General features: G+C 67.4%; 13 protein-coding genes, 2 tRNA genes and 1 other RNA gene. 12 read left to right on the forward strand and 4 right to left on the reverse strand.

What is annotated here, in order from left to right:
• Nucleotides 1-88: 88 nt before the first annotated feature.
• Together HHL15_RS19980 and HHL15_RS19985 are read right to left on the reverse strand one after the other, a co-directional pair.
• Entirely contained in the window at nt 89-730 is a 642-nt protein-coding gene (locus HHL15_RS19980) for a response regulator (protein ID WP_169147577.1), read from the reverse strand.
• On the reverse strand, nt 727-2,289 hold the full coding sequence (locus HHL15_RS19985) for a hybrid sensor histidine kinase/response regulator (RefSeq protein WP_169147578.1): 1,563 nt from the start codon (nt 2,287-2,289) through the stop codon (nt 727-729). Before HHL15_RS19985 ends, HHL15_RS19980 begins: the two co-directional genes overlap by 4 nt.
• A 145-nt stretch (nt 2,290-2,434) precedes the next feature.
• Here HHL15_RS19985 and HHL15_RS19990 point away from each other — a divergent pair.
• The 3 genes from HHL15_RS19990 (at nt 2,435) to HHL15_RS20000 (ending at nt 3,121) form a co-directional block, all read left to right on the forward strand.
• Nucleotides 2,435-2,508 (forward strand) — tRNA-Thr (locus HHL15_RS19990).
• A 131-nt stretch (nt 2,509-2,639) separates the two neighbouring features.
• Nucleotides 2,640-2,951: a DUF5710 domain-containing protein gene (locus HHL15_RS19995; protein WP_169147579.1), complete on the forward strand. Its 312-nt coding sequence runs from the start codon at nt 2,640-2,642 to the stop codon at nt 2,949-2,951.
• Nucleotides 2,952-3,044: 93 nt separating this feature from the next.
• Nucleotides 3,045-3,121 (forward strand) — tRNA-Met (locus tag HHL15_RS20000).
• Nucleotides 3,122-3,201: 80 nt separating this feature from the next.
• Here the strand turns inward: HHL15_RS20000 and HHL15_RS20005 are convergent.
• Nucleotides 3,202-3,705 carry a Spy/CpxP family protein refolding chaperone gene (locus HHL15_RS20005; RefSeq protein WP_169147580.1) on the reverse strand — a complete coding sequence of 168 codons (504 nt, stop codon included), beginning with the start codon at nt 3,703-3,705 and terminating at the stop codon, nt 3,202-3,204.
• Between the two features lie 235 nt (nt 3,706-3,940).
• Here HHL15_RS20005 and HHL15_RS20010 point away from each other — a divergent pair, with 235 nt between their 5' ends.
• The 9 genes from HHL15_RS20010 to HHL15_RS20050 all read left to right on the forward strand — a co-directional run bounded on the left by HHL15_RS20010 (nt 3,941) and on the right by HHL15_RS20050 (nt 12,203).
• Complete coding sequence (locus tag HHL15_RS20010) at nt 3,941-4,642, forward strand: response regulator (protein ID WP_169147581.1); 702 nt, start codon at nt 3,941-3,943, stop codon at nt 4,640-4,642.
• Nucleotides 4,639-6,060: a sensor histidine kinase gene (locus HHL15_RS20015; RefSeq protein WP_169147582.1), complete on the forward strand. Its 1,422-nt coding sequence runs from the start codon at nt 4,639-4,641 to the stop codon at nt 6,058-6,060. Before HHL15_RS20010 ends, HHL15_RS20015 begins: the two co-directional genes overlap by 4 nt.
• A gap of 36 nt (nt 6,061-6,096) precedes the next feature.
• Nucleotides 6,097-6,195, forward strand: an RNA gene (ffs, locus tag HHL15_RS20020) — signal recognition particle sRNA small type.
• 124 nt (nt 6,196-6,319) lie between these two features.
• Entirely contained in the window at nt 6,320-8,431 is a 2,112-nt protein-coding gene (gene dnaX / locus HHL15_RS20025) for a DNA polymerase III subunit gamma/tau (protein WP_169147583.1), read from the forward strand.
• Nucleotides 8,432-8,516: 85 nt separating this feature from the next.
• Nucleotides 8,517-8,840: a YbaB/EbfC family nucleoid-associated protein gene (locus HHL15_RS20030; RefSeq protein WP_169147584.1), complete on the forward strand. Its 324-nt coding sequence runs from the start codon at nt 8,517-8,519 to the stop codon at nt 8,838-8,840.
• 20 nt (nt 8,841-8,860) lie between these two features.
• Nucleotides 8,861-9,457, forward strand: coding sequence for a recombination mediator RecR (recR, locus tag HHL15_RS20035; RefSeq protein ID WP_169147585.1), 597 nt, complete (start codon nt 8,861-8,863; stop codon nt 9,455-9,457).
• 81 nt (nt 9,458-9,538) lie between these two features.
• The gene (locus HHL15_RS20040) at nt 9,539-10,726 is read left to right on the forward strand and encodes a CaiB/BaiF CoA transferase family protein (protein WP_206198879.1); all 1,188 of its coding nucleotides are present in this window, start codon (nt 9,539-9,541) and stop codon (nt 10,724-10,726) included.
• Between the two features lie 71 nt (nt 10,727-10,797).
• The gene (gene galE, locus HHL15_RS20045) at nt 10,798-11,817 is read left to right on the forward strand and encodes a UDP-glucose 4-epimerase GalE (protein ID WP_169147587.1); all 1,020 of its coding nucleotides are present in this window, start codon (nt 10,798-10,800) and stop codon (nt 11,815-11,817) included.
• Entirely contained in the window at nt 11,814-12,203 is a 390-nt protein-coding gene (locus tag HHL15_RS20050) for a DUF2237 family protein (protein ID WP_235943540.1), read from the forward strand. The genes galE and HHL15_RS20050 overlap by 4 nt, the downstream gene beginning before the upstream one ends.
• Before the next feature lie 13 nt (nt 12,204-12,216).
• Here HHL15_RS20050 and dacB read toward each other — a convergent pair whose 3' ends face one another.
• Complete coding sequence (dacB, locus tag HHL15_RS20055; RefSeq protein ID WP_169147588.1) at nt 12,217-13,659, reverse strand: D-alanyl-D-alanine carboxypeptidase/D-alanyl-D-alanine endopeptidase; 1,443 nt, start codon at nt 13,657-13,659, stop codon at nt 12,217-12,219.
• Nucleotides 13,660-13,847 lie beyond the last annotated feature (188 nt).

The raw sequence follows: 13,847 nt of genomic DNA on the forward strand, positions 1-13,847 counted from the left end.
TCTTATCGGATAACGGCTCATCCCCAGCGGCCTTGAGGACAGGAATCGAAGATCCTGAGCTGTCGGGATGCCAGGAGTGTCGTTTTTTTTACTCCGCCAGACCGTGCTTGAGGCCGTAGTGGGTGAGCTCGGCGTTGTTGCGGAGGTTCATCTTCTCGAGCAGACGGGCGCGGTACACGCTGACGGTCTTGACGCTGAGGTTGAGGGCTTCGGCGATCTCGGTGGGGGTCTTGCCAGAGGCGATCATGCAGAGGGTCTGGTATTCCCGGTCGGACAGCTTTTCGTGGGCGGGCCGGTCTGAGTCCTCGCCGATGGCGTTGGCCAGCTCTTCGGCCAGGGAGGGGCTGACGTATTTCTTGCCGCTGGCCACCTGGCGGATGGCGGTGACCAGCAGGTCGGGGGCGCTCTGCTTGGTGAGGTAGCCGGCCGCGCCGGCCTTGAGGGCACGGATGGCGTATTGCTCCTCCGGGTACATGCTGAGGATGAGGATGGGCAGGCGGGGGAATTCCTTCTTGATGAGCTTGAGCGCATCGATGCCGTTGCGGTCGGGCATGGAGACGTCCATCAGGATCACGTCCCATTCGCCGCTGCGCACCATCTGAACCGCCTGGACGCCGTTCTCGGCTTCGCCGGTGACGGTGAGGTCGGGCGTGTCGGAGAGGATCTGGCGCAGGCCCTGGCGGACGATGGCGTGGTCGTCGGCGATCAGGACTCGGATGGGCTTGCTCATGCTGGGGTGCTCCGGGTGGTGGGCTGGGTTTCCTCGGGGGGGCCGGGCCGCAGCGGGGCGCGCAGGACGAGGCGCGTGCCGTGAGGCTGGACGGGGCTGAGCCCGAGGGTGCCGCCCAGGCTGCTCATGCGCTCGCGGATTCCGCGCAGGCCGAAGGAGCGGGGTTTCTGGAGGTCGGTGGCGGCGAGGCCGCAACCATCGTCGGTGATCTCGAGGACGGCTTCGTCTCCTTCCTGCATGAGCCGGATGTCCACCTGGGTGCCGCGGGCGTGCTTGCTGACGTTGGTGAGCGCCTCCTGGAAAATGCGGAAGAAGGCCAGGGCGGTATCGTAGTCCGGGTCGAGGTCGTGGTCGGTACAGAGAATGTTACAAGTGATGCCGGTGCGCTGGGCAAAGTCTTCGCCCTGGGATTCGATGGCCGCGGCGAGGCCGAAATCCTGGAGGATGCCGGGACGCAGCTCGCGGGTGACGCGGCCGACGGTGGCGATGGCGTCGTCCACCATGCGACCGACGTTGCGCGCACGTTCGCGAGCCTGGGCCGGTTGTGCCTCGAGCTTGGCTTCGAGCAGGGACATCTCGAACTTCATGGCGACCAGGGTGCCGCCCAGCACGTCATGCACGTCCCGCGCGATCCGCTCCCGCTCGTCTTCCTTGATGCGTTGCAGGTGGTTGGACAGGGCGGCGAGCTGGCTGCGGGATTCCCGCAGGTCAGCCTCGACGTGCTTGCTGTGGGTGATGTTCCACATCACACCCTCCCACACCACCTCGCCGGAGTCCGAGAGCCGGGGCGAGCTGCGCAGGTTGATCCATTTCTGTTCGCCGGACGGGAGCTGGATGCGGCCTTCCCAGTTGAGGGTGGCCAGGCTGGTCGCCGAATCGGCTGCCGCCTTGACGAAGCGCGGCAGGTCTTCGTCGAGCAGCCAGGTCATCCAGCCGCCGGAGCCGCCGATCAGCTCTTCGGCGGGGGCGCCGAAGAGCATCGCCGCGGCCTCGCTGAGATACTGGAAGCCGAGGGTGCCGTTGGCGGAGTAGCCCATCTGGAAGACCACCCCCGGGATGTTGTCGGTGAGTGCCCGCAGGCGCGCTTCGCTGCGCCGCAGGGTGAGTTCTGCCAGCCGCTTCTCGTGCCGGTTGGCGACTTCCCGCAGTTCCCGCTCGACGGCGGGGATGAGACGGTCGAGCTTGTTCTTGCTGAGGTAGTCGTGGGCGCCGGCGCGCATCGCGGCGATGGCCTCGTCCTCCTGCATGACGCCGGAGACAATGATGAAGGGCACGTCGAGGGCCAGCTTCTGGGTCAGCCACAGGGCCCCCCGCGCGCTGAAGCCGGGCAGGTTGTGGTCGCACAGGATCAGGTCCCAGCGCTCGTCGCGGAGGGCTTCGCGCATCTCGTTCTCGGAGGTGACCTGGCAGTAGACCGGGTTGTAGCCCGCCTTGCGGAAATGGTGCAGCAGGAGCAGGACGTCGTTCTCCGAATCCTCGATGAACATCAGGCGGAGCGTCTTGCGGGACGGGGCTTCCAGGGGGTTGGAAGGGACGTCAACCTTGGTGGCGGTGGGCATGCGTGAGTCTGGCGGCTGCGTGAATGAGGCGGTTTGTTTATAATCCGGCCCTCGACAGGGTCTGAGCCTCCTCGAAGCATAGTGCAGCCCGGCCTTTTCCGTCCATGTGCGCGCCTTGCCGGAGGGTGTCACCGGCCTCGTCAGAGCCCCCTTAGTTAAGTGGTATAACAGTTGACTTGTAATCATCAGTTGGCGGTTCGATTCCGTCAGGGGGCACCAGAATAATCAGGCACTTGGGCCGATCCGCGAGGGTCGGCCCTTGTTCTTTGCGGGGCCGGCGGGCACCCGGTGGCCATACTGTGCCACCAGGGCTTCCGCCTTGCCTTGCGATGCGACAGGATGGAGTGGCGATGAGGACAAATCTGCAGGTTCCGTTTGCGGAGAAGGATGAAGCCAAGGCGCTGGGGGCCCGCTGGGATCCGGGTCGGCGTACCTGGTATGTGCAGAACGTGGCCGATCTGGCCCCGTTTGCCCGCTGGATGTCGGCCGGGGCGGAAGCGGCCGCGGCGCCGTCCGGCGCTGTGCCGGCGCGCAAGATGTCCCAGGCATCGGTGGTCAAGACCGGGGCTGCGTTCATCGAGCTGGCCTGCGACTGCCTGCCGTGGGAGGGATGTGCCCGGTGCCGCGAGCTTCTGCTGGCGCGGGGCTGGCTGGTGCGCTGAGCTGCCTGCCCGGGATTCGCGGTTATTTTTGCTTCACTGCAAAAAAAAGCTTGGTGTTTTTGATTCGGGGGCTTACTATTCGCCCCCTCCAGACGCGGGGTGGAGCAGTCTGGCAGCTCGTCGGGCTCATAACCCGAAGGTCGCAGGTTCAAATCCTGCCCCCGCAACCAGATTCAAGCAAAACGGCCCGATCATTCATTTGATCGGGCCGTTTTGTTTTCTGGGGCCGGATCCGGCCCTGGTGCGATGCTCAGCGCGGGCGGCGCCCCGGGCCTTGACCGGGTTGCTGCGGAGCCTCGGCTTCCCGGTTGCGCAGGCGGCTGCGCTGTTCGGGGGTCAGCACTGCCGACACTTCACGCACGGTCGCGGCGCGTTCGCGGAGCAGGGCAGCATAGGCTTCGGCTTCGCGGGCGATGAGTTCGTCGCCCTTTGCGGCGTCGTAGTTGTCGGAGAGCTGCAGGGTTTCACGTTCGGCCCGCAGTCTGGCGAGTGCCCGGCCGGCTTTCCATTGGGCCGGTGCGTGGGCGTGGCGGATCTTGAAGATGGATTCCCGCTGCTCTTCGCTGAGGGACGGATCCCGCAGCAGGGGAGGGCCGCCCATCTCGTGGTCGAAGTGGTGATGGCCGGGGAAGCGTCCCGCTTCGCAGGCCTGGGGCTTGTCGCCGCCATGGCGCGGTGCCGCGAAGGACGGGGACGACAGGGCGATGCCTGCCGTGACGATGCTGGCCAGCAGGGTGGGGCCGAGTAGTTTCATGTTTGTCTCCAGTGTCGGGAAGTCGGATCGGGCGGTCAGGCGGACGGTATTGCCGTTCCTGATGGGAGGATGATCCCGCGCCCCGGCGTTAAGAGGCGTTACCCGTCGGTAAATTCCAGTTAAGCGGCAGGCCGCCGGCGCAGCGTAAAGCTGGGTAAATGGCGGCGGAGAGGCTCCCGCCGGGGGCGCCCCAGGCCGTAAGATCTTCCACTGGATGGATTGGGGGTGACCCGGAATGAGCAAGGTATTGCTGGTGGACGACGATGTGGAACTGTCGTCCATGCTGAAGGAATATTTGGTCCAGGAGGGCTTCGAGGCGGACACCGTGCATGACGGTGAAGCTGGCATTGCCGCCGCGCTGTCGGGTGAATATGCCCTCGTGGTGCTGGACGTGATGATGCCGAAGGTGGGCGGGATCGAGGCCCTCGGCCGCATCCGCGCGCGCAGCAGCATCCCGGTGCTGATGCTGACGGCGCGGGGCGACGACGTGGACCGGATCGTCGGCCTCGAGCTCGGTGCCGACGATTATGTGCCCAAGCCGTGTACGCCCCGTGAGCTGGTGGCGCGGATCAGGGCCATTCTCCGGCGTGTCCCAGAGGGCGGGATGCCGGATGCCCAGGCAATCAGTCCGGGCAGTCCATTGCTGGTGGGGCAGTTGTCCATCTGGCCGTCGATGCGGCGCGCCCAGTGGAAGGGCGGGCCCCTCGAGCTGACGAGCACCGAATTCAATCTGCTGGAGATCCTGGCCCGTTGTGCCGGGCGGGTGGTCAGCAAGGCGGAGTTGTCCGAGCAGGGCCTTGGCCGGCCATTGGCCCGCTTTGACCGGAGCATCGATGTGCATCTTTCCAGCATCCGCCACAAGCTGGGTTTGCGCCCTGATGGTCGTTCCTGGATCGAGACCGTGCGTGGGCTCGGTTATCAGCTGGTTTGCGAATGAGGCCGGGGCGTCTTTTCTGGAAGTTCTTCTTTGCCTTCTGGCTGGCCTTGCTGGTGGCGAGTGCCGCCGTCGGCACGGCTGTCTGGCTGCATCGCGAGGCCCTTGAGCGGGAGCGTGCGGATGTCGGGCGCCTGCTGGGCGTGGCGGAAGGGCCGCGGGCCGACATGGCGGTGGCTGCGGCGGCGTCGGTGCTGGCCCATGGCGGTGAAGAAGCCCTGCGCCGCCTGCTGGCCGAATGGTCGGGCGAGCGTGCCCCCCGTGTGCTGGTGGTGGATGACGCCGGGCATGATCTGCTCGGTCGCGAGGTGGCCTCCGCGGCGCTTGCCGAGGCGCGTGCCTGGCGCGATGACGACGGGCATCGCCAGCCGGTCAGGCAGGTGAGCGGGCTGGATGGTCGCCACTGGGTCTTGTTCATCCCCGCCAGGGCGGAAGACGGGGCCTGGGAGCGGCATCTCCGCCCCGGAGGCGGTCGACCGCCGCCGCCTCCGGGGCGGCATGGTCCGACTCCGCCCAATCCCTGGATTCCGATTGGTAGTGGTCTGCTGGCCAGCGTGCTGTTCAGCGCGCTGCTGGCCTGGCATCTGTCCAAGCCGATACGCAGTCTGCGCTGGGCATTGGGCTCGGTGGCGGCGGGCAATCTGGAAACCCGCGTGCGTCCCCTGATGGGGGCCCGCCGGGACGAGATCGCCGATCTGGGTGAGGATTTCGATCGGATGGCGCGCCAGCTGCAGAGCCTCATCGTGTCCCAGCGTCGCCTGCTCCACGATGTGTCTCACGAACTGCGCTCTCCCCTGGCGCGCCTGCAGGCGGCCATCGGTCTGCTGCGCCAGGACCCGGCGCGGCTGGCTGCCTCGATCGAGCGGATCGAGCGGGAGGCGGGGCGGCTGGATGATCTGGTCGGGCAGTTGCTGACCATGGCGCGCCTGGAGGCCGGTGTGCGCGATGCACCAAAGGCACGGATCGAATTGTTCGATCTGGCCGCGTCGATTGCTGAAGATGCGCGTTTCGAGGCGCAAAGCCTGGGGCGCGACCTGCTGTTCCACGGGGACGGCGAGGCCGAGGCCACACTGCGCGTCGAGTTGATCCAGCGGGCCTTCGAGAACGTGATGCGCAATGCGGTGAAATACACGGCGGAGGGGAGTTGCGTTCAGGTTGCGGCGGTGCAGGAGGGGGATGTCTTCGTGCTGCGCGTCGATGATGCCGGCCCTGGCGTGCCGGCGGCCGATCTGGAGGCCATCTTCGAGCCCTTCTATCGTTGCGGTGCAGGGCAAGGGGCCGACGGCTTCGGCCTGGGCCTGGCGATCGCGCGTCGCGCGGTGGATCTTCATGGAGGTAGGCTGCGCGCGGAAAACCGGCCAGAAGGGGGGCTTCGGATTGAGATTCGGCTGCCTCTTGGTGGCACCGCACAAAAGGAATAGGCGCGGCCGGGTTCAAGCTGCTAGAATGCCGGCCGTGGCGGGTCTCCCCGCATTGCAGCGCGGTGAACCTGGTCAGGGCCGGAAGGCAGCAGCCACAGCCGTTCCCTGCAAGTGCCGGGGGTCAGGCTCGCCACCCCGAATTCATCGAGAAAGGCGTCCCCAGGGGCGCCTTTCTCATTTTCAGCCGCGTCAGGCTGAAAACCCGACCCCTCGGGGGGGCAGCGACCCGCGCAGCGGCGGGGCTGTTAGAATCCCGCCCATGGCTTACCAAGTACTTGCCCGCAAGTGGCGCCCCCGCAGCTTTGAGACACTCGTCGGGCAGGAGCACGTGGTCCGTGCGCTGACCCATGCCCTGCAGACCGGGCGCCTGCATCACGCCTATCTGTTCACTGGTACCCGGGGGGTCGGCAAGACCACCATCTCGCGGATTCTGGCCAAGGCCCTCAACTGCGAAACCGGGGTGACGGCCACGCCGTGCAACCAGTGCGCGGCCTGCACGGCCATCGATGCCGACCGTTTTCCCGACTACGTGGAGATGGACGCCGCCTCCAACCGGGGCGTGGACGACATGGCCGCGCTGCTCGACCAGGCGGTGTATGCGCCGGTGCAGGGGCGCTACAAGGTCTACATGATCGACGAAGTCCACATGCTCACCGGGCATGCCTTCAATGCGATGCTGAAGACCCTCGAGGAGCCGCCCGAGCACGTCAAGTTCATCATCGCCACCACCGATCCGCAGAAGATCCCGGTCACGGTGCTGTCCCGCTGCCTGCAGTTCAACCTCAAGCAGATGCCGCCCGGCCATATCGTCGGGCATCTGACCCGCCTGCTCGAAGCCGAGGCCGTGCCCTTCGAGCCTGGTGCCCTGCGCCATATCGCCAAGGCCGCCAGCGGTTCCATGCGCGACTCCCTGTCCCTGCTCGACCAGGCCATTGCCCACGGTGCCGGCAAAGTGGAGGAGCAGGCCGTCCAGGACATGCTGGGCACGGTGGGGGACGACCACCTGCACGTGCTGCTCGGCGCCTTGGCTGCCGGTGATGTGCAGGCCCTGCTGGGTGCCGTCGACGCGATGGAGGCGCGCAGCCTCTCCTTCGATTCCGCCCTGCAGTCCCTGGCCAGCCTGTTGCACCGCATCGCCCTGGCCCAGATGGCGCCGGCGGCCATCACCGACGAGTTCGAGGCGGCCCGCCTGCGTCCCTATGTCGAGGCCTTCGACCCGGAATTCCTGCAACTGGCCTACCAGATCGCCATTCACGGCCGGGACGAACTGGCCCTGGCGCCGGATGAGACCACCGGTTTCTCGATGAGCCTGCTGCGCCTGTTTGCCTTCCGGCCGGAACAGCCCGCCGGCCTGGGCGGCGTGCTGGCGTCGGGGGGCGGCCAGGGGCAGGCGCGGAGCCTGCCTGCCGGTGTGCCGCCGGGCACCGCTCCATCCGGTGCGGCGCCGACCGCTGCTCCGCGGCCGCAAGCCGCCGCGGCCCCGGTCGTGTCCGCTCCGGCGGTGGGGGCGGTCGCGCCGCGTGCCGCCGAAGCAGCGCCTGTGCCGCCGATGCCGGCCGCACAGCCCGTGGCTCCGGAGCCGCTGCACCAGCCTGAGCCTGTGGCTGTCGCACCCGTGGCGCCGCCGGCGCCTGCCGTCGCGGTGGTGCCGGCTGTACCTGTTCCGCCGCCTGCGCCGGCTGTGCGCGGCGAACCGGGTCATGGCAGCAGCGTGCCCCCCTGGGAAGATCTGCCGCCCGAGGCGGATGCCTATTTTCAGGCGCCGCCTGCCCCGGCGATGGCGGCTCCGACCGTCGTGCAGCGGGAGGTGCCGCCGGCGCCCGCCGTGCAGGCCGTGGCCGAGCCCCGGCCGGTGCCGGCAGCCGCGCTCGTCGAGCCTGTCGCAGTCGCAGTCGTTGAGGCCCCCGGCGCTCCCGCGATCGCCCCCTCCGGCGCCCCTGCAGGCGAGCCCTCCGCGGCCCCGGCGCAGCCCGCCGGCCCGCTGCCCGGCAACATCGACTGGCATGCCCTGCAGGATGGCCTGGGGCTTGGTGGCTTGAATTTGCAGCTGGCCCAGCACAGTGAGCTGATCGAGGTCGCCAACGACCTCTTCCGGCTGCGCCTGGCCAGCGACCAGAAGCACCTGCTGCAGATCAACCGCAGTGGCGTGGAGCGCCTGCAGGAGGCCTTGACCACCCATTTCGGCCGGCCGCTGAAGGTGCATGTGGAAGTGGGTGATATCGCCACCGAGACGCCCGCCCAGCGCAACCAGGCAGAAAAGGCCGAGCGTCACGCCGCGGCCGTGGCGGCGCTGCAGCAGGATCCGTTTGTCCGCGAATTGATTGAGCGTTTTGGTGCCACGCTGGAAACCGCGTCGGTCAAACCGCTTTGAATCCGTTCGCCCCCGTTGGTCTCTTTTGTCCCTTTTATCCCTTTTGTTTCTTTGACCCCTTGAACCCCCTTCGGAGAATCCCATCATGATGAAAGGCGGCATCGCCGGCCTGATGAAGCAGGCCCAGCAAATGCAGGACAACATGAAGAAAATGCAGGACAGCCTCGGCGGCATTGAAGTCGAAGGCCAGTCCGGCGCCGGCATGGTGAAGATCACCATGACCTGCAAGTACGACGTCCGCCGGGTCAACATTGATCCGTCCGTGATGGACGACAAGGAAATGCTCGAGGACCTGATCGCCGCGGCGGTGAATGATGCGGTGCGCCGTGTCGAGTCCACCACCCAGGAGAAGATGTCCGGCTTCACCGCCGGCCTCAACTTGCCTCCCGGCTTCAAGCTGCCTTTCTGAGCGGCGGCTGACCTCGACCCGTGAGCGCGCCCTCCAGTCTCGACATCCTGATCGAAGCCCTGCGTTGCCTGCCGGGGGTGGGCCCCAAGTCCGCCCAGCGGATGGCCTTCCATCTGCTGCAGCGGGATCAGCGGGGGGCCGCCAAGCTGGCCACCGCCCTGGGGCATGCCCTCGAGGTGCTGCGTCACTGCGCCCGCTGCAACACCTTCTGCGAGGACGAGATCTGCTCCCGCTGCGCCAACCCGCAGCGCGACGGCTCCCAGCTGTGCGTGGTGGAGATGCCGGCCGACCTGGCCATGCTCGAGCAGACGCACAGCTACCACGGTCTGTATTACGTGCTGATGGGGCGCTTGTCCCCCCTCGACGGCATCGGCCCGCGGGAGCTGGGGCTGGAGAAGCTGTTGGCCCGGGCCGGCGACGGCGTGGTCCAGGAGGTCATCCTGGCCACCAATTTCACCAACGAGGGCGAAGCCACCGCCCACATGGTGGCCGAGTTGCTGCGCAATCGCGGCATCCGCGTCAGCCGCATCGCCCGGGGCATTCCGGTGGGTGGCGAGCTGGAACACACGGATTCCGGCACCATCGCCCAGGCCTTGGTGGAGCGTCGGGCGCTTTGATCGTGCTGCCCCGGCGTGCTTGGCCGGTGGTGGTCCCGCGACTTTCGACTGCATGAGTCTATCCGGATGGAATCGACAGGCATGAAGCCCCTGCAAGGGGTCAAGGTGCTCGAGCTGGGCACCCTGATCGCCGGACCTTTCTGTACCCGCATCCTCGCCGAGTTCGGCGCCGAGGTGATCAAGATCGAGTCGCCGCAGGGCGGGGACCCGCTGCGCCAGTGGCGCAAGCTGCACCAGGGCACGTCCTTGTGGTGGTCGGTGCAGGCCCGCAACAAGAAGTCGGTGACGATCAATCTGAAGCATCCCGAGGGGCTCGAGATCGTCCGCCGGCTGGCGGCGGAGGCGGACATCGTGGTCGAGAACTTCCGCCCCGGCGTGCTTGAAAAGCTCGGCCTGGGTTGGGATGTGCTGTCGGCCGCCAATCCCGGCCTGGTGATGGTCCGCCTGTCGGGTTTCGGGCAGACCGGCCCCTATAAGGATCGGCCGGGCTTCGGGGCGATCGGCGAGTCGATGGGCGGGCTGCGCTACATCACCGGCTTTGCCGACCGTCCGCCGGTGCGTACCGGCATTTCCATCGGCGATTCGATTGCGGCCCTGTGGGCGGCCATCGGCGCCCTGATGGCCCTGCGCCACCGGGAGGTGAATGGTGGCGCCGGCCAGGTCGTCGATGTGGCGCTCTACGAGGCGGTATTCGCGATGATGGAGAGCATGGTCCCGGAGTTCGATGTGGCCGGCTTCATCCGCGAACGCACGGGCAACATCATGCCCGGCATCACTCCGTCCAACACCCACACCACCCGCGACGGGCGGCACATCATCGTCGGCGGCAACGGAGATGCGATCTTCCGGCGCCTGATGCTCGCGCTCGGGCGTCCCGACCTGGCGGATGACCCGGAGCTGGCCAGCAATGCCGGGCGGGATCGGCGGGCGGTGGAGATCTACGGGGTCATCGACGCCTGGGTCGCGGCACGGGATGGCGACGCGGTGCTGGCGGCGATGGAGGCGGCCGAAGTCCCCGCGAGCCCGGTGTTTTCGGTGGAGGACATGTTCCGCGATGCACAGTTCGCCGCCCGCGGCATGATCGAGGAGGCAACCCTGGCCGACGGTACGTCCATCCGAATTCCCGGCGTGGTGCCCCGTCTGGCGGATACGCCTGGCTCCACCGAATGGCTGGGGCCTGGGCTGGGCGAGCACACTGATGCGATTCTCACCAGCCTGGGTTATGCGGCCGATCAGATCACGCGCCTGCGGGCCGACGGAGCGATCTGACCCGGCTTGTCCCGGGGATGTCGCGCAGTCGCGTTATCATCGGGCTTATTCCTTTTTCATCCGGAAGTGTCATGTCCACCATTCTCGTGACCGGCGGTGCCGGCTACATCGGTTCCCACACCTGCGTCGAATTGCTGGCGGCAGGCTACGACGTTGTCGTCGTGGACAATTTCTGCAACAGCAAGCCCGAGGCCCTGCGCCGTGTCGAGGCCATTGCCGGGCGGCGTCTGGCTGCCGTCATCAATGCCGACATCCGTGACAAGGCGGCCCTGCGTGTCGTGTTTGCCGGGCACCGCATTGACGCGGTGATCCACTTCGCGGCCCTCAAGGCGGTCGGCGAGTCGGTGGCCAAGCCGCTGATGTACTACGACAACAACATCGCCGGTACGGTGGCGCTGGCCGAGGTGATGGCCGAGGCGGGCGTCAAGTCGCTGGTCTTCAGCTCTTCCGCCACCGTGTATGGCGACCCGGCCAGCGTGCCGATCCGCGAGGATTTCCCGACCGGGCCGACCAATCCCTATGGTCGTACCAAGTGGATGATGGAGTACGTGCTTTCCGACCTGGCGGCGGCGGATCCTGAGTGGCGGGTGGCGCTGCTGCGCTACTTCAACCCGGTGGGGGCTCACGCCAGCGGGCGTATCGGCGAGGATCCGAACGGCCTGCCCAACAACCTGATGCCCTTCGTGAGCCAGGTGGCGGTGGGGCGCTTGCCGCAGCTCCGTGTGTTTGGCGGCGACTATGCGACGCCGGACGGCACGGGGGTGCGTGATTACATCCATGTGGTGGATCTGGCTGTCGGCCATGTGGCGGCGGTGCGTCGCCTGGCGGAACGTCCGGGTGTGCTGACGGTCAACCTTGGCACGGGGCGTGGCTACAGCGTGCTCGAAGTCATCAAGGCCTTCGAGGTGGCGAGCGGCCGCAAGGTCCCCTACGAAATCGTCGCGCGACGTCCGGGTGATGTGGCCCAGTGCTATGCCGAGCCTGGGCTGGCCGAGGCCGAGCTGGGCTGGCGGGCGAGCCGCGGTATTGACGAGATGTGCGCCGATTCCTGGCGCTGGCAGAGTTCCAATCCCCAGGGGTATCCCGATTGAGCACTGAAGACCTGCCTGTAAGCGACGCCCTCAACGTGCTGGGAGGGCAGTTGCTGGCCTGTAGTTATGCGCCATTGACCGGCTGGATGCGCACCGGCTGCTGTGAGGCCGATCCGGACGATCTGGGGCGCCACCATGTGTGCGTTAAGGTGAACGAGGAGTTCCTGGCCTTCAGCGCCATGCGCGGCAACGATTTGTCCACGCCGCGCCCCGAATTCCGCTTCGCGGGCCTGCGGCCGGGCGATCGCTGGTGCCTCTGCGCCCTGCGTTGGCGGGAGGCCTGGGAGGCCGGGGTGCCACCCCCGGTGGTGCTGGCGGCCACCCACATGGCCGCCCTCGAGGTGATTCCCCTTGAGGCGCTCAAGCGTTACGCCGTGGATCGCTGAACGAGCCCGATCGTCACAGGCCTGCTACCCACTCCAGCAGGGCGTCCTGAACCTCGCGCCCGGCGCCGGCATTGGGGTGGTTGATCAGCAGGACCACGATGTAGCGATGTCCGCTGGCGCCCTGCACATAGCCGGCCAGGCTGCGCACGCCATCCAGCGTGCCGGTCTTGATGTGGGCTGAGCCAGCGGCGGGACTGTTGGCGACCCGCCGCCGGGCGGTGCCGTCCCGGCCGGCGATCGGCAGCGAGGCGATCAGCTCCGGCATGCTGCGGCTGCGCCAGGCGGCCATCAGGAGGCGGCCCACGGTGTCGGCGCTGACCCGCTCGCTGCGGGACAGGCCGGCACCGTTTTCGATCACCAGTTTGTCGGTGGGAATGCCTGCTGCGGCGAGTGCGCGTTCCACTACCCGGCTGCCTGCCGCGGCCGAGTCGCGGCCAGGCTCGCTTTCTGCGCCGAGGGTGGCGAGCAGGTGGCGGGCAATCACGTTGTTCGACCACTTGTTCATGTCGCGGAGCACCTCCGGCAGTGTCGGTGAGGTGCTCTCCGCCAATGGTCGGGCGTTGGCCGGGGCCGGGCCGTTGACGAAGCGGCCGTCGATTTCACCACCGAGTTCCCGCCACAAGGTCCGGAACTGCCCTTCGAACAGCCGGGTAGGCGTCAGCGGGGCGAGGTTCCAGTCGAAGGCCGGGGGGCATGCAGGAGGCAGGCTGCCCTCCAGGGTCAGCACGCTGTTGCCGTTCGAGTCCTCCCGGCTGTCGGCGGTGAGCAGGGCAGACGGATCGTTGCACGGCCCTGTTCCGGCACGACGTATCCGGTTGTCCAGGCCGAGCCCGGCGGGGAGCGGGTCGATGCTCACCTCGGCCCCTGTCGCGCTTGGCACGAGCCGCAGGGGCAGGGCGCCGTAGTCGATGTTGAGGGCGTCGGCAGGGGCGTTGTAGGGGCGCAGCGGGCGCTGGTCGAAGGCGCCCGGGTCGTGGGGAGGGAGCTGGAAGAAGCGTCTGTCGGTGACCACGTTCCCTTCGATGTGGCGAATGTCGCGGCTGCGCAGTTCCCGCAGCAGCAACCACAGCCGTTCCCGTGACAGGCGCGGGTCGCCACCGCCGATCACGTACAGGTCACCCTGGAGGACGCCGTTGCGGATGGGGGCCTCGGTCACGATGCGGGTTTTCCAGGTGTAGGTCGGGCCGAGCTGGTCGAGGGCCGCATAGGTGGTCACCAGCTTCATGACGGAGGCCGGGTTCATCGCCTCGCCAGTCCGATGGGCCAGGAGAGGCGTGGCTGCGTCCACATCCTGGACCAGTACGGCGATGGCCGTGCGAGGGATCGCGGTGCGTGCCAGGCTGCTCTCCAGGGCAGGAGGCCAGGCCGGGGCCGCAGGGGCCGCCGGTGCCAGCGCGACGAGGCTCAGCAGTGTGGCCAGGTGGATCGACGGAGGGGCGGAGAAGGGGGGCGGCATGGCGTACACGTAGGGAGTATTCGGGGCAGAACGACGGAACAATTATGCCCTTACGCTGCGTGAAGTCGCTGCTGCGCCGCACAAAGCAAGCGGATTATTACGCCATCGGGGAGTGTCCGGAAGGGTCTCTGGATGCTGTTGATTGCCATAATTCCCAATGCTGGCGCGGGTTTAGCGCTATAGCCCTT

Origin of the sequence: Zoogloea dura (genome assembly GCF_012927165.1) — a bacterium.
GTDB classification, from domain to species: domain Bacteria; phylum Pseudomonadota; class Gammaproteobacteria; order Burkholderiales; family Rhodocyclaceae; genus Zoogloea; species Zoogloea dura.

Coding starts and splice junctions, on each gene's coding strand:
- HHL15_RS19980 (WP_169147577.1), bottom strand. CDS start 730: ATGAGCAAGCCCATCCGAGTCCTGATCGCCGACGACCACGCCATCGTC.
- HHL15_RS19985 (WP_169147578.1), bottom strand. CDS start 2,289: ATGCCCACCGCCACCAAGGTTGACGTCCCTTCCAACCCCCTGGAAGCC.
- HHL15_RS19995 (WP_169147579.1), top strand. CDS start 2,640: ATGAGGACAAATCTGCAGGTTCCGTTTGCGGAGAAGGATGAAGCCAAG.
- HHL15_RS20005 (WP_169147580.1), bottom strand. CDS start 3,705: ATGAAACTACTCGGCCCCACCCTGCTGGCCAGCATCGTCACGGCAGGC.
- HHL15_RS20010 (WP_169147581.1), top strand. CDS start 3,941: ATGAGCAAGGTATTGCTGGTGGACGACGATGTGGAACTGTCGTCCATG.
- HHL15_RS20015 (WP_169147582.1), top strand. CDS start 4,639: ATGAGGCCGGGGCGTCTTTTCTGGAAGTTCTTCTTTGCCTTCTGGCTG.
- dnaX (WP_169147583.1), top strand. CDS start 6,320: ATGGCTTACCAAGTACTTGCCCGCAAGTGGCGCCCCCGCAGCTTTGAG.
- HHL15_RS20030 (WP_169147584.1), top strand. CDS start 8,517: ATGATGAAAGGCGGCATCGCCGGCCTGATGAAGCAGGCCCAGCAAATG.
- HHL15_RS20040 (WP_206198879.1), top strand. CDS start 9,539: ATGAAGCCCCTGCAAGGGGTCAAGGTGCTCGAGCTGGGCACCCTGATC.
- galE (WP_169147587.1), top strand. CDS start 10,798: ATGTCCACCATTCTCGTGACCGGCGGTGCCGGCTACATCGGTTCCCAC.
- dacB (WP_169147588.1), bottom strand. CDS start 13,659: ATGCCGCCCCCCTTCTCCGCCCCTCCGTCGATCCACCTGGCCACACTG.